Genomic DNA, 15,254 nt, shown 5'->3' on the forward strand with positions numbered 1-15,254 from the left:
TGCTTCAACAAGGATTTTAAGTCTTCTACTGACTCAGCAACATTAATATTAGGGACTCCACTCATTGCCTTTTTACCACACAAACTATACCTTTACCAAGTATGACATACTTTTTGAAAAATGGTATTACCCATCTTCTGGTACTCTCCGAAAACCCTGACAATTTATAAATTTTGTAGCTCTTATCTAGGAGGTGATCTTGCTGCATAAATGCCCTAGCAATGGCACCTTGTTTTTTGATAAAAATTTGACCAAGTAATCAAAATCAAAAAATTAACAACAAACAACTCAATCTATTGATATTAAATGTTTTGAGAATCTTTTATTAATAAAAAAACTGGGAGTAACAGAGAATAGTACAAGTCATGGGGTTTCTCGGCACTTAGGGTATATTTGCTGATAAACCCCTTTTGTGGCAAGAATCTATAGGCAATGCACATTTGTGAGAAACGATACAGTACAAAATTAATCAAGCAAAAGATGATTTTTTAATCTTGTCTTATCTAGATGTTAAAGAAAGTCCTATAGCGTTGTTTTTGGGTCTATTATTTTAAGTGCTTTTCCCATTAGAAATTTTTCAGACCCTATCACCGCAGGTTGTAGAAAAAAAGTCGGTATTCGATGAATACCACTCTATATTCGATGGAATCAGAAATTATTCGTCTGTTTCTACCTGTATTTTTTTACACACGGGACTTTTGATCGATACTCCCCATCGTCACAGATAGACGAAATAAACGGAGCGAGTGTAATTTATCCAGATACAAAGGACAAGAAAGCGATGATTACTTTTGACGATCCAACCGCACTAGAGTTACCTCTTCTGGGACAAGATGATATTTACAACGACCTGAACATAGGCGAGACCGAGACAACCTTTTCGGAAACTCTCCGCATCCGCGACATTCAGGTAACTGGATTAGTATCGGACATGACAGGGACGCTGGTGAGCGATGTAGCTGGAATCTTTACGGCGATCACCAGTAATGGCTTTCACCTACAAGATCCCAATCCAGACGACGATCCGCGAACCTCGGAAGGCATCTTCGTCTTTAGGAACCGGCAGGACTTCATTGATGATATAAACGGACTGAATATCAACATTGGAGCGTCGGTTCAAGTCAGTGGACTGGTGCAGGAAAGACAACTGGATGTTATCAGCGAAGAAGGCGTTAGCGAACCCGCACTAGAGTTACTTCTTCTGGGACAAGATGATACTTACGATACTTACAACGACCAGAACATAACCTTTGACGACCAAGACACATACGATGATCCTTACGATATTTACAACGACCAGAACATAGCCGAGACAACCTTTTACGATCAGGACACAGCCGAGACAACCTTTTCGGAAATTCGCATCCGCGACATTCAAGGAACTGGATTACAATCGCCCCTAGAAGGGCGGGTGTTGCGCGATGGTGGATTTGTAGTCGGAATCGTCACGGGGTTCGCTACTAATGCTAATGGTTTTTACCTACAAGACCCCGATCCAGACAACGATCCGCGAACCTCGGAAGGTATCTTCGTCTTTACGGGATCGGAAAGATTCAAAGAACTTAATCTCACGGTCGGCGACTCGGTTCGAGTCAGTGGACAGGTGCAGGAAAATCGACCGAATGTTACTATAAACGGCGAAAGAGTACCCGACTTGACTGTTCTCAGTACCACACAAATTGCTGCCAATAGAGACACGAACACAATCGACGTGTTAAGTTCGGGCAATCCCTTACCCGCCCCCATTCTCATCGGATCGGGAGGTCGCGTACCCCCCAACCAAATCATCGCGGGAGCGAACTTTTCCCCTGACACCTTCGACATTCCCTTAGATTTAAACACTGGGATCGGCTTCTATGAAAGCTTGGAAGGAATGCTGGTAACGGTACAGGATACCATGGCAGTCAGTCCAACGATTATCCGAAGTACTAGCTCGGATTCAATATGGACGGTGGCGAATCGAGGGGCCGACGCTACCGGCATCAACAGTCGCGGTGGTATTGGCATCGCTTCAGATGATTTCAACCCCGAACGGATTCAAATCAGCGCCATAGACCTGCCACAAGTTGATGTAGGCGATCTCTTAGGGAATCTGACGGGGGTAGTTGATTATGCGTTCGGTGACTACCGGGTCTTAGTAACCGAACCGGTTCAAGCTACTCCTGGCGGATTGCAGCGGGAAGTGACGAATCTAATAGGCACGGCAGATAAGCTAACGATCGCCAGTTATAACGTGGAAAATCTCAATCCCACTGAATCGAATCCAGGTGGCCTCGAGAGATTCGGCGTACTCGCCAATCAAATCGTCAATAACCTGAGAGCTCCCGATATTATCGGACTTCAGGAAATTCAAGACAACAACGGCCCGATCAACGACGGTACGGTAGCGGCGGATTTAACCTATCAAGCTTTAATCGACGCGATCACGGCCGCAGGCGGTCCTACCTACCAGTTCCTGAATATCGATCCCGTCGATGGTCGAGATGGGGGTGCGCCAGGTACTAATATTCGAGTTGGCTATCTCTATAACCCTGATCGTGTTAGCTTTGTAGAAGGTTCCCTCCGACGGATCACCGACCCCATCGCCACGCCCGATAATGATGGTGCTTTTACCAACAGTCGCAAGCCTCTAGTCGCCACCTTTACGTTTAACGGACAGGAAGTGACGGTAATTAACAATCACTTGACCTCCAGACGCGGTGGCAATGGTTTATTTGGCAATGTTCAACCCCCCAATATTGGCGGTGCGGATGTACGAGCCAATCAAGCTACGGTTATCAATAGCGAAGTCAACGCAATTTTGGCGGACGATCCCAATGCTAACGTGGTGGTTTTAGGGGATCTTAACGGCTTTGATTTTGAAGAGTTCCAGCAAATTCTCAGTGGTGGGGTGCTAACCAATCTTTCTCAAACCCTGGATGTCAGAGATCGTGCCACCTTCAACTTCCAAGGTAACTCCCAAGCCTTAGACCATATTTTGATAACCAATAATCTCGCCAGTAAGGCCGAGTACGATATCGTTCGTGTCAACGTTGATTTTCTCGATCAGCCCGCTGATCATGAACCCATCCTTGCAACTCTCAACTTGCCGCAACAATCCCAGAGTTTTACCCTACAAATTCTACAAGCCTCCGATCAAGAAGCGGGTATTCCGGCTTTTCAAGATATTCTGGGCTTCTCGGCGGTAATGAATGCCTTGGATAACAAGTACACCAATACGCTGAAATTAACTACGGGAGATGTTTACATTTCCAGTCCCTTCTTTAATGCCAGCCGCGATATTTATGATAACGCCACAACGGGTAATCCACAGGCCGATCAAGGGGGCATCGCCGACATCCTGATTAACAATGAATTAGGCTGGGATGTGGCCTCGGTGGGCAACCATGAATTTAGCGGTGGTGCTGGTTCTTTCCTCAACCTAGTTGCCCCGAATCCTAATTGGGTTAACGGACAGAATGGCGGTGTCGGTATCGGACCTGGAGGCTATCCTGGAGCGGCATTCCCCTATTTAGCCAATAACCTCGATTACAGTCGGGCTACCCTTCCCAACGGTTTAGCCGTGGTCGCTAACGGGGGAGCGCCTTTACCCAATACCCTAACCGGAAGCGTGGTTAAGGACTTTAACGGCGAAAAAGTGGGAATTATCGGCATTGTTACCCCCTATCTCAAATCGATCGCCGATACGGGAGCGATCGAGGTAACGACCCGAGATATCAACGGCAACGTGATTACCGGAACGACTTCCGTGGATGTGCAAGTGGACTCCATCATCCGCAACATCACCCCCGAAGTCCAAGCTTTAAGCAATACGGGTATCAATAAGATTATTTTGATGACTCACCTGCAAGAATCCCGCATCGAAATCGCTTTGGCCGAGGAAATGGCAGCCCTCGGGTTAGGAGTTGATCTGCTTTTTGGGGGTGGTTCTCACCAACAGATGTCTTCCAGTACCGGAGTTCCCCCCCTACGGGAAGATGAAACCCAACAAAATAACGGACAGTTATTGCAACCCTTTCCCCAAGTGTACGGGGGTGGAGATAATCGGGTTATTTACGTCAATTCAGCCGCAAATTATCGCTACTTGAATCAATTGGTCGTCACTTTTAATGATCGAGGTGTAATTACCACGATTGGAGATGATAGCGGTCCTTATGCCACTGATATTGCGGGAGTCGATCGCCTCTACGATGAATCGATTACTACTTTTGACCAAGTAAGAGCCAAAGCAGATCAAGATATAGTCGAAATTGTCGATGGGGTGCGAGGCTTCGTTGACATCCTAGACGGTACGATCTTCGGTCAAACCGATGTTTTTCTCAACGGGGTTCGGGGCGATGTGCGTACCCAAGAAACCAACTTGGGTAACTTGACCGCAGACGCTCAAGACTTCTACGCCGAAGCCTATTTGAATGAGCATAACCTACTTCCTGGCTTTAACCGGATCGATATTTCCTTCACCAATGGCGGCTCGATCCGCGATCAGATCGGACGGTTCGCGATCGGAGACTCGGGAATCATTCCCCTGCCCCCGCAAGCGAATCCCGATGTGGGCAAAGAGGAAGGGGATATCTCACAACTCGATATTTCCAATTCCCTACGCTTTGACGGCGATATCGTTGTCGGTACAGTGAACGCCACCGGATTCCTGCAACTGGCCGAACACATGATTTCTTCAGTGGAAACGGGGAACGGTCGTTTTGGTCAAATTGGTGGCTTTAACTTTAGTTATGACCCCAACGCTCCAACCAGTCAACGGATTCGCAGTCTTGCCTTAGCAGATGCAACGGGCAATAGTGTCCAAACCATTGTGAAAAATGGGGAATTAGTGGTTGCTTCTAACACCATTTTTAGTGTCGTTACCCAAGGTTTCCTGGCAAATGGCGGTGATAGTTATCCCACGGTGATCCAGAATATCCAACGCTTAACCGATTTTGACGAACCCGATTCTCTGGGGAACGCCAATCTCCGACCCGGACGGATACAGGATGCCTTTGCCGAGTATCTTTCGGCTTTTTACAACAATGACAACCGACAACAGCCCTTTAACCAAGCCGACACTCCCCAATCAGAAGATCAACGGATTCAAAGCCTCGGTTTCCGTCAAGATACGGTTCTCGACGGTGTCGCACCTTTACCGACAACCGTCAACGGAACACTTGGCGATGATACCTTTGATGCCGCTTTGCGCGATGGCAGACAATTTATCGGCAATAATCAAATTCTCAATACGGGAAGCGGTAATGACACTGTAAACGTTGGCTTTGCTGTCGGTGGTAATAACATCCGTACCGCTTCGGGCAATGACATCGTTTACGCAGGAACCAATAACCGTATCGATACGGGGGCAGGAGATGACATCCTCTTCTTGGGTTCTGCTAGTGGTAATAATATCGTCACTGGGGGTAGCGGCCAGGATCTATTCTGGATTACAGAAAATGATGCGCTCTTACCGGCAAATACCAACATTATCGCTGATTACAGAGCAAATCAAGGGGATCTGATTGGTTTCTTCTCTACTAGCTTAAGTTGGGATTCTCTCGGTACGGATTGGGATTATCGTCAAGCGGGTGCAAATACCATTATTGAAGCTTTTGGACAAGATATGGCTATTCTCAATGGAATTAATGCTTCTACCTTGACTCAAGCTAATTTCATCTTTAATTAGGCTCTCTAACTAACTAAATTGAGGGGCGAGACTCATCAAACGCGCACCTTTCAACCCTAATATTTTCAGCACATCTTATTGGATGAGGACAAAATGATGAATTCCTGGCAACGCAACGCAGTGATTACTTCTGGGGTAGTTCTAAGTCTTGCAGTTCAGCAAGTCAATCCTGCTCAAGCAGCTATCGTAAGTTACAATCTAGCTGGAACTATCCAAAATGGTTTATTGACAGGGCAAACTTTTTCGGGTACTTTTAGCTATGATAATTCCCTGTTAACGGGTTTAGGCTTTGAATTTTTAGATGTATCTCAAGTCAACTTGAACTTTTTTGGCTCAACTTTTACTGCTGTTGATGATGATTCTTTTCCTGATAGTCCTAAGGTGGAATTTTTAGATGGTATCCTTCTAGGGTTGAATTTTTCAACGTCTAGTTTTACTCCAGAATTTTCTCTAATTCCCGCTTTTGGTAGTACTGAGGCTACTTTTTCCTATATTGGAACTAATGATAGCGGTTCAGGCCCCGTTCAATATGTCCTGATTCCTGAACCTTCAACTGTTCTAGGAATTATTGCTTTAGGTATCGGCGGTTTTTTGGTGGGTAGAAAACGATAATATCATTAAAACTCGTGTTTTACTAATTTAAGCCACCTCCAAGGATTTGCTAGGGGTTTTGAATTGAGTTATGTGGGAGCATCCCACTTAGGCGATAAGTATTGGTACTTGTCGCCTATCAAGTAGGGTGAAAAATCAAAATATAGCACTTTTCACGTTACTGAGGTATCGACAAGTTTTGCCAACAAAGGGCTTAAGCCCTTTGCCCATACCTCATTCTGATGAAAACTGCTATAATACTAAATCCGTTGAGTATAGGCTACATATCAGGATAGGCAAGAAGCAAGAGGCAAGAGGAGCAATAGATAATCAGTCTTTAATAACCAGATTTAGTATCAGTTATCAGTAACCGCTCTAATCTCTAGTTAGTCTCAAAATATCTTCTCTAATTATAGGGATTACTAAATAATAATATGGAAAAGAAACAGACAAATCCGATGGGCAAAGTTTTCACACCTTTAACAATAATTAATCGTGCCGATGAATCAGCAGCTGCTAGAGGTTTTATCTCTACTTCAGAAATTCGATCTGTTACTTTACCAAAAGTTTTAGTTGATACGGGAGCAACAACCCTCTGTTTACCTGCTAATATTATTGACAGACTGGGGCTAGATTTACTTAAAGAAGTCGATGTTAGTACCGCGACTGGATTGAGCAAAGCGAGAGTCTTTCAGGATGCTAAAATATTGCTTTGTGGTCGCGAGGGAACTTTTGAATGTTTAGAATTACCCGGTGGTCGCGATCCTTTAATTGGAGTAATTCCCCTAGAAGCACTGGGTTTAGAATTAGACCTACAAAACCAAACTTTGAAAGTTCTACCCTCCGAATCTCTAGATACTTATCTAACAATTCTCTAAAAATTGATAACCTTCATGGATCGATCACCCTTATTTTTTCAATTTAAGTAGGGAGGCACAATTATTGGTAGGATGGGTTAGCAGTAGCGTAACATGAGCGGGCGTTGGGTTTCATGCTTCAACCCAACTACGTTCTGATAACTGTTAACTGATAACTCACACCTGATAACTGATAACTGATAACTGATAACTGATAACTGATAAGTAGGAAGACACAATTATTTGTAGGATGGGTTAGCAGTAGCGTAAGCGGAATTCTTGAGAAGGAGAGAAGAAAATAGAGAATAAGTTCTGAAGGAATCACGGCGATGAAACAGGAAATTAAGCCCTTTAACCCTGATAAAATCTACGAAATAGTGCTTTCTGTCAATTTTTCCATTAATGCCCAATTTGCTCAAGAAGCGCAGGAGAAATTAAACGCTATCCTTGGGGAAATGGATGCGGATTACTGGCAAATTCACCACATCTGTGCAGCGGGAAATTAGCTATATAGTCCCATGATCTAGCTTTTTTAGGACGCTGAGAGCATGGAGACGGACGATTGCTTCCCCATCGGCTGCTAAAGTCAGCAAAATACTTTTATTATCCCGCTCTAATTCTCCTAAAGCGATCGCTAGAGACTGTTTAACTCCCGTATCAGCGAGGATCGCCGGACGGGAGTGATAAAAATTACTGAGAATTTCCCCTGCTTGTCGGCGTAATTTCTGGGGGGTTTGCCGGCCGAGAATAGCGATAATTTCACGACAAATCAAGACATTTTCGCTATATAAAGCCTTTTCTAGGTAATTTAAAGCTTCTCCATCCTCGATCCAGCCCAATGCTCGCACTACAGTTAATTTTAAACTATCGGGAGTTAAGGAAGATTGCATCAGTGGATTTAAAGCTTTAGCTGAGGTTGCTGTGCCGATACGACCGAGAGCGATCGCAGTTTCTTGACAGATCTCGAGGTGGATATCGAATAACAGCGGTTGCAGATGGTTAACTAAATCTGCTTGGGGATAATTCGTCCCTAGGTAACTACTAGCTTTAATTGCTTCCCGTCGCACCTCGATGGCCGGATCCTGTAAAGCATCGAGGATAATCGCAGTAATCTGGGGATGGTGAAAACTGCTTAAAGCTTCGATCGCCATGGACCGAATGGTGCTAGATTGATCCTTAACTACAGTTAAAAGCGGTTCGATAATTTCCGGCCGGCGAATTTGTGATAAAGCTTGTACGGCTAAAAAACGGGTATTAGAGTCGGACAGTAATTGTCCTAAACTAGAGATGGCAGAACTGCCGATATTAGCTAAAGCAGCCGCAGCCATTTGGCTGAGTTCCTCCTCCTCCGATCTTTGCAATAATTGACTGAGAGCGAGAATACAGGCTCGATCGTCAAATTGACTGAGAATTCTCGCCAGAAACCAGCGCATTTCCCCATCTTGTTCCTCGGATTCTAACAGGGCAATTAGAGGAGCGATCGCCGATTGACCGATTTGAGGAAATAGTTTCGCTGTCTCCCATCGCTGTTGAAAATCGCATTTTTGTAAAGCTTCTAGGGCTAAATCGAGGATTTCATCGTTAATAATCGGTTCAATCGCATCTTTTTGGTTTAAAAGTCGCTGTATGCTGGCGTTTACTGTCTCCCAGTCCTTTTTATTTAACGCTATCTGAGCTTTTTCTAGCAGAGCTTGCATCGTGAGAAATGGCCTCGATTTTCGTGCTACCTATCTCAAGAATGTCAGACTTTCTCGCTTTTGTCCTCTCTCATAATGCAAGAAACCAATAATAAATCTCCAAATTGTGCATCAGACATCAGTAGAGGGGGCATCAGCGATCGCACAGTAGGGACGACTATAACAAAGGGGTGTTTCCAAGTCGTGTTGTTCCAAAAATTCCCGATTACTTAAAATCCTAGCGGTTTCTCCCTCTCCCACCACCTGACCACGACTTAACACCACCGTGCGATCGCATAGTTCTAAAGCCAGATCGAGATCGTGGGTGGCGATCACTTGGGTTTGGGGTAAAGTGGCCAACAGTTGTATTAATTGCCGACGGGACCGGGGGTCCAGTTGGGCGCTAGGTTCATCAAAAACTAAGACCTGCGGTAACATGGCTAAAACCCCCGCAATGGCCACCCGTTTTTTTTCACCCCCCGATAGATTCTGACTGTTTCTCTTACCGTAATGCTGGGAATCCAATCCCACCGCGTGTAAAGCATGATGACAGCGATGGTTTAAATCCTCTCCCCGAATTCCCTGATTCATCGGGCCAAAAGTCACATCTTCCCAGACAGTGGGCATAAATAGCTGATCGTCGGGGTTTTGGAAGACTAAACCGACAAAATTGCGGATATTTTCTAAATTCTCCGGTTTAACTTCGTAGGGACCGACGGTGATTCTACCGGTTTGCGGCGGGAGAATACCGTTAAAATGCAGTAATAAGGTGGATTTTCCCGATCCATTGGCCCCGACCAAAGCCACCTTTTCCGTAGCTTCAATGGCTAAATTAATACCTTTTAACGCTTCTGTGCCGTCAGGATAGGTATAAACTAGGTTTTCAATAAAAATCGGGTTATGGTGCATGAAAAACGAGACTTTTACCTGAGTAGATGTACCATTTGACCCCAGAGGATCAGAATTACTATGGCAATTATAGCGAGATAATCTTTCAGCTTACTTTGGGGAACCTGTACAGAGGGCAAGGAACCGGTGTAACCCCTCGATAACATGGCTTGATAAATGCGATCACCACGTTCGTAGGTACGGACAAATAAAGCGCCGATCATGTGTCCCACTAGCAGCCGTTGCCATCGGGGACTACTCATTAAATTGCGCGCAATTGCTGCCCTTCGCATGGAATTAAATTCAGCGATCAAAACAGCTAGATAACGGTACATAGAAGCCAAAATTGCCACCAATAAAGGGGGAGTTTTCAGGGTAACTAATGCTTGCAACAGGTCGGGAATTGCTGTGGTTAAAACCAGAATATTGACCGTACAAAGACAGAGAAAAGCTTTAAAGGCCACACTGCTTAAAACCAGCAATCCCTCGCTAGTTATCCGCAAAAATCCCCAAGACCAAAGAATTTCGCCGCCATCACGAAAAAGAGTTCCCAATAAAACCACACCGATAAAGACAAATTCGATCGCTACTCTTCGTAAAAGTACAAGAATAGTCACCCGACTGATCAGAATTAAAATAATTAATCCTAATCCGTAAATCCCCCAAGTTTCCCAGCTACCATTCGGAGTTAAGGCTGTGGCAAAAACTAACAAAAGACTGACTAAAACCCGGGTATGAGGCGCAAGTTTCTGCCAAAAACCGCAATTTTGGCACTCATTTTCGCGAGAAAAAGTGGCAATGTGTAGCATTTATTCAGTTATCAGTTATCAGTTATCAGTTATTTAGGTATTTAGGGATTTAGGGAAATTTCAGCCAAATGCCGCACTACCCCACTACCCCACTTCTCGACTCCTATCTACTTATTCCTGATTTTGGGATTTTGGAATGATTAATTTACCGATACCCCAAGCGATGCCGAAAGTGGCAAGAGTTCCCAGAAAACCGGCGAGGGGAGTGGCCACACCTTCGGGAACACCTTTGAGGGCATAACCATCAAAAATTCGGGCGGAGGGTAATTGATTACCGAGGGCGTTAGGGTCTTCTTTCTTGCTAAATTGCAAGTCTTCCGCCACTCGATCGAGTCCGTCGGGATCGGGACTGGCAAAGGGAGAAAGAAAAACGGCGATAATTAGGGATAATACCAAGCCAATCAGAAAAAATTGGCTATTTCTGCGAATATTCATCGACTTAATTGGTTTATTGACGAGAAGCTTAGGAAGGAGAAACAAAAGTATTAACGGAATGGGGCGGATCGTAGAGAAGATCGGGACGGGTTCGCCAGATATAACCGACAGCGAAAACGGTAATCACCGCTTCCCCGATACCGATAAGGATATGCCAAGATAACATGGCCACAAGGGCGACTAAAGGCGGTACAGTCCCCGATAAAGCCAATTGCAGGGCGCAAGCTAACGCCGCCACCACCACACTTGTCCAAGCAGCCACGGCAACAGCGATCGCCATACTGCGCCAACGATGAAAACCGAAGGCTTTTCTAATCCCCAGATAGAGATAATAACCGCCAAACGTCCCGATCAGACCCATATTGACGATATTAGCCCCTAAAACCGTTAAACCACCATCTTGAAAAAATAAAGCTTGCACGATAAAAACCACCGCCATCACCAGAGAACCCGCCCAGGGACCGAGTAAAACCCCCGCGAGAGTCCCCCCTAACAAATGTCCGGAGGTTCCCCCTGGAATGGGAAAATTAATCATCTGGGCGGCAAAAATAAAGGCGGCACAAACTCCCATCAAAGGTACAGCCCGTTCAGCGTAGTGACCGCGCACTTTTTTAAGAGAAAAGCCAATCAGGACGACGGCAATTATCCAAGTAAATAGACTCACCGATGGACTCAAAAAGCCGTCGGGTATATGGAGGGCGAGATAAGGGGTCAGGAGAGGGTGAAACAAACCAACCCCTAGAAAATTAATAGACATTAAAACTCAGTCTCCTTGGCAATTTGGGTTAAAGATTTCCATAGAATTGCGTCGCTAGGACGGAAAAGTCCTCTCTTCTAGTAGATAACTAACCGCTTCATTCTACAATGCCCTCTCTGGGGATTTAACCCCTTTGGCTTCTTAAGAATTTCTGTTATTTTTCCGATCATCAGGGTTTAGCTATTAGCCAAAATCTCAATTATTCTCAAGCAGTCAAATTATTTAAATTATTATTAATTTTTCGAGGTTTTTTCAGTTTTTATGCTAGTCCTTAATCAGTGAGCAGTTATCAGTTAGAAGAGGCTGGTGACTACATTGACTACGCGATCGGTAGTCAGGGTAGTGCTTTAATTGGTTTAGAGGTCATCTAATGATAAGCTATCAGAGATAACCCCCTCTTTTTCGCTTTTTCTAGCTTGGTATGAAACCGTGATCAACTCTGAAGAAAAAAGACCGACTTGGGACGAATATTTTTTGATGATCGCTAAATTAGCCGCCACCAGATCCACCTGTTTAGCCTTTCCCGTCGGCGCGGTAATTGTCAAAGATCGGCAGGTTTTAGCCACGGGTTACAATGGTTCTCCATCGGGAACGGTTCATTGTACTGCCCAAGGTTTTTGTTATCCCGGTTTGGGAACCTGTCGAGAATCCGGAGAAATTCCCTCTCGGGCAATTCATGCCGAAGCTAATGCGATCGCTCAAGCGGCTAAACACGGTATTTCTACCCAAGGTGCTAGTATCTACGTTACTTTAGAACCCTGTATTTCCTGCTTGAAACTAATTATTTCTTCGGGAATTAAGGAAGTTTTTTACGAAGCTGACTTTAATAGTGGGACAAAAGCCATTTTAAGGGATTCTTTTCTAGAAACGGGGATTATTAAGTATAAAAAGATTTATTTATCAGAAGAAATGGCTAGTCATGCGGCCTTATTTTTATTAAATCCCATTTCGATCGATCCCAGGTAGTTATCCTCAACGGCGACATCAATGACGACCCCGCAACTTTTCGAGTGGGATGAAAATAAGCGTCAGGCTAATATAGAAAAACACGGCATAGATTTCGCCGACCTGGAAGCGATTTTTAGGGGTCCAATAATTGAGCGCGTGGATACCCGTCAGAATTACGGCGAAATTCGAGTGATTCTAGTGGGTACAATCGATAATATCGTTTTGGTGGTGGTTTATACATGGCGTGGCTCGGTTCGTCGAATAATTAGTGCTAGGAGGGCCAACAACCGTGAACGAAGAACATATTACCAGAGTCACCCGCGAACAGTGGGCGAAGTTGAAAGGCAAAACGAACTGGGAGAAAGTTAAAGGGATGAGTGAGGCGGAAATTGCCAAAAACGCCCTAGAAGACCCCGATAATCCCCCGCTGCCAGCTGATTTTTTCGATGAAGTTCTGGAATGCGCCCCGGGTTCCTTGAATCCCTAACCCTCCGATTAGTAACTGGATTTAGGGATTTTATCGGGGGCTGTATTAGCCTAGACTAACACAGCCCAAAGTTACCGTTTAAATGTCCAAATCCGTAAGATTTAAACGCGGTCCGTGGGTTTCGATAAATTCTCGCCGGGGGGCAACTCGATCGCCCATAAGAATCGTAAATAATTCCTCTGCTTTGGCTGCGTCTTCGATTTCCACCCGTTTTAAAGTGCGAGTTTCGGGATTCATGGTAGTATCCCAAAGTTGTTGGGGCATCATTTCTCCTAACCCTTTAAAACGTTGGATTGTGTAGTTAGCATTGGAGGGAAATTCCGCTATCTTTTGCTGTAATTCTCGATCGCTATAGCAGTAGGAATGATTTTTACCGCGTTCCAATTTATAGAGAGGAGGACAGGCGATATATACATAACCTTGATCAATTAAATTCTTCTGATAACGATAGAAGAAAGTTAACAACAAAGTTCGGATGTGTGCGCCATCCACATCAGCGTCAGTCATTAAAACAATGCGATGATAGCGCAATTGTGAGGGGTCGAAATCTTCTCCTTTAATTCCTAAACCGAGGGCGGTAATTAAGGATTGAATTTCCGTATTTTTGTAGATTTTAGCATCATCGGTTTTTTCGATATTGAGGATTTTTCCCCGCAGAGGTAGAATCGCTTGAAAACGACGATCGCGCCCCTGTTTGGCACTTCCACCGGCGCTGTCCCCTTCGACGATGTAAATTTCTGACTTTTCTGGGTCTCTTTCGCTACAATCAGCCAATTTACCTGGTAAAGGTGAGGATTCCAGAACCGATTTCCGTCGTACTAAGTCCCGGGCCCGACGGGCTGCTTCCGCCGCTTTGTACGCTTGTACTGCTTTTTCGATAATCGTGTCGGCCACTTGGGGATTTTGTTCTAGGTATTCGTTGAGAGTTTCCCCCACCAGCGAATCAACGATACCCCGGACTTCGGTGTTACCCAATTTGGTCTTGGTTTGTCCCTCAAATTCCGGTTCGGGGACTTTTACGGAAATAACGGCGGTTAAACCCTCGCGGACGTTTTCCCCCGCTAGATTAGGCTCGTTTTCTTTAATTTTATTGCGTTTACGAGCGACATTATTTAAAGTACGAGTCAGAACTGCCTTTAATCCTTCTAGATGAGTTCCCCCGTCAATGGTGCGGATGTTATTAGCAAAACCGAGAATATTGTCGCTATAGGCATCTATACACCACTGAAACGCCACTTCGATATTAATTCCGTTCTTTTCCCCCGATACATAGATAATATCTTTGTGCAGGGTTTCTTTTTCCCGACACATATAGGCGACGTATTCTTTAATACCCCCCTCATAACAATAGGTTTCGATGTGGGGTTCTTCGGCACGGTAATCGCTAAAGGTGATTTTAACACCCGCATTTAAGTAGGCTAGTTCTCGTAAACGTCCGGAGAGGGTACTGTAATCAAATTCGATACCTTGGCTAAAAATTTCGGTGTCCGGCAGGAAATTAACCCTAGTTCCCGTTTTTTCCTCTTGACTGGGACTGCTGACCAATTCTGTGACGGGGATACCTCTTTCGTAGCGTTGGGTATGTACTTTATGATCGCGCCAGACGGTGACATCGACCCATGCAGAAAGAGCATTAACGACGGAAATCCCGACCCCGTGTAACCCTCCCGACACTTTATAACCACCACTGCCAAATTTACCACCGGCATGAAGTATAGTGAGAACGGTTTCGAGGGCAGATTTACCCGTGGTGGGGTGGACATCGGTGGGAATACCCCGGCCATCGTCGGTGACGCTGACGGAACCATCGGCCTTGATATCCACTTCGATATGAGTACAGTAACCCGCTAAGGCCTCATCGATCGAGTTGTCCACCACTTCATAGACTAAATGATGTAGTCCCCGCGGCCCGGTCGTACCGATATACATCCCCGGCCGCTTCCTGACTGGTTCTAACCCTTCGAGAACTTGTATCTGTTCCGCGCCGTAGTTACTTGTCATAAAATTTCCCTGAAAAGGCTGTGATCCCTGATTGAACCTAAATGAATAGCAAAATCTTCAAAAATTGTAGCACATAAGGGTTAAAGACTGCTTAAATGCCTTTAGAGAGAATTTTTTATTAGGGTTGGGGTGTGGGG

General features: G+C 45.0%; 12 protein-coding genes. 6 read left to right on the forward strand and 6 right to left on the reverse strand.

Annotation, left to right across the window (positions count from 1 at the left end; translation table 11 throughout):
- The first annotated feature begins 781 nt into the window (after nt 1-781).
- From IQ224_RS24225 to IQ224_RS15040, 4 genes are all read left to right on the forward strand, one after another.
- Entirely contained in the window at nt 782-5,668 is a 4,887-nt protein-coding gene (locus IQ224_RS24225) for a 5'-nucleotidase C-terminal domain-containing protein (protein WP_228036251.1), read from the forward strand.
- Nucleotides 5,669-5,764: 96 nt separating this feature from the next.
- On the forward strand, nt 5,765-6,280 hold the full coding sequence (locus tag IQ224_RS15030; protein ID WP_036400488.1) for a PEP-CTERM sorting domain-containing protein: 516 nt from the start codon (nt 5,765-5,767) through the stop codon (nt 6,278-6,280).
- A 413-nt stretch (nt 6,281-6,693) separates the two neighbouring features.
- A complete protein-coding gene (locus IQ224_RS15035) occupies nt 6,694-7,137 on the forward strand; it encodes a retroviral-like aspartic protease family protein (protein ID WP_036400486.1) in 444 nt (147 codons plus the stop codon).
- Between the two features lie 308 nt (nt 7,138-7,445).
- Nucleotides 7,446-7,622 carry a hypothetical protein gene (locus IQ224_RS15040; RefSeq protein WP_002743097.1) on the forward strand — a complete coding sequence of 59 codons (177 nt, stop codon included), beginning with the start codon at nt 7,446-7,448 and terminating at the stop codon, nt 7,620-7,622.
- On the opposite strand, the gene IQ224_RS15045 is transcribed toward IQ224_RS15040, so the two are convergent.
- The 5 genes from IQ224_RS15045 to IQ224_RS15065 form a co-directional block, all read right to left on the reverse strand.
- A complete protein-coding gene (locus IQ224_RS15045) occupies nt 7,623-8,813 on the reverse strand; it encodes a HEAT repeat domain-containing protein (RefSeq protein ID WP_002743096.1) in 1,191 nt (396 codons plus the stop codon). It lies immediately after the preceding gene.
- A 111-nt stretch (nt 8,814-8,924) separates the two neighbouring features.
- Nucleotides 8,925-9,701, reverse strand: a complete 777-nt coding sequence (locus IQ224_RS15050; protein ID WP_194033150.1) for an energy-coupling factor ABC transporter ATP-binding protein — start codon at nt 9,699-9,701, stop codon at nt 8,925-8,927.
- A gap of 14 nt (nt 9,702-9,715) precedes the next feature.
- Nucleotides 9,716-10,489 (reverse strand): cobalt ECF transporter T component CbiQ, encoded by a 774-nt coding sequence (cbiQ, locus tag IQ224_RS15055; RefSeq protein WP_194033151.1) that lies wholly within the window; start codon nt 10,487-10,489, stop codon nt 9,716-9,718.
- Between the two features lie 111 nt (nt 10,490-10,600).
- Nucleotides 10,601-10,924 carry a PDGLE domain-containing protein gene (locus tag IQ224_RS15060; protein ID WP_194033152.1) on the reverse strand — a complete coding sequence of 108 codons (324 nt, stop codon included), beginning with the start codon at nt 10,922-10,924 and terminating at the stop codon, nt 10,601-10,603.
- Between the two features lie 28 nt (nt 10,925-10,952).
- Nucleotides 10,953-11,681 carry an energy-coupling factor ABC transporter permease gene (locus IQ224_RS15065; RefSeq protein WP_002743088.1) on the reverse strand — a complete coding sequence of 243 codons (729 nt, stop codon included), beginning with the start codon at nt 11,679-11,681 and terminating at the stop codon, nt 10,953-10,955.
- Nucleotides 11,682-12,110: 429 nt separating this feature from the next.
- Between IQ224_RS15065 and IQ224_RS15070 the strand changes: the two genes are divergently transcribed.
- Both IQ224_RS15070 and IQ224_RS15075 read left to right on the forward strand, forming a co-directional pair.
- The gene (locus tag IQ224_RS15070; RefSeq protein ID WP_002743086.1) at nt 12,111-12,647 is read left to right on the forward strand and encodes a dCMP deaminase family protein; all 537 of its coding nucleotides are present in this window, start codon (nt 12,111-12,113) and stop codon (nt 12,645-12,647) included.
- A gap of 21 nt (nt 12,648-12,668) precedes the next feature.
- Nucleotides 12,669-12,998 carry a BrnT family toxin gene (locus tag IQ224_RS15075; RefSeq protein ID WP_002743085.1) on the forward strand — a complete coding sequence of 110 codons (330 nt, stop codon included), beginning with the start codon at nt 12,669-12,671 and terminating at the stop codon, nt 12,996-12,998.
- A gap of 196 nt (nt 12,999-13,194) precedes the next feature.
- On the opposite strand, the gene gyrB is transcribed toward IQ224_RS15075, so the two are convergent.
- Nucleotides 13,195-15,117: a DNA topoisomerase (ATP-hydrolyzing) subunit B gene (gene gyrB / locus IQ224_RS15085; protein WP_036400481.1), complete on the reverse strand. Its 1,923-nt coding sequence runs from the start codon at nt 15,115-15,117 to the stop codon at nt 13,195-13,197.
- Nucleotides 15,118-15,254: the final 137 nt, after the last annotated feature.

This window comes from Microcystis sp. LEGE 00066 (genome assembly GCF_015207925.1).
GTDB classification, from domain to species: Bacteria; Cyanobacteriota; Cyanobacteriia; order Cyanobacteriales; family Microcystaceae; genus Microcystis; species Microcystis ichthyoblabe_A.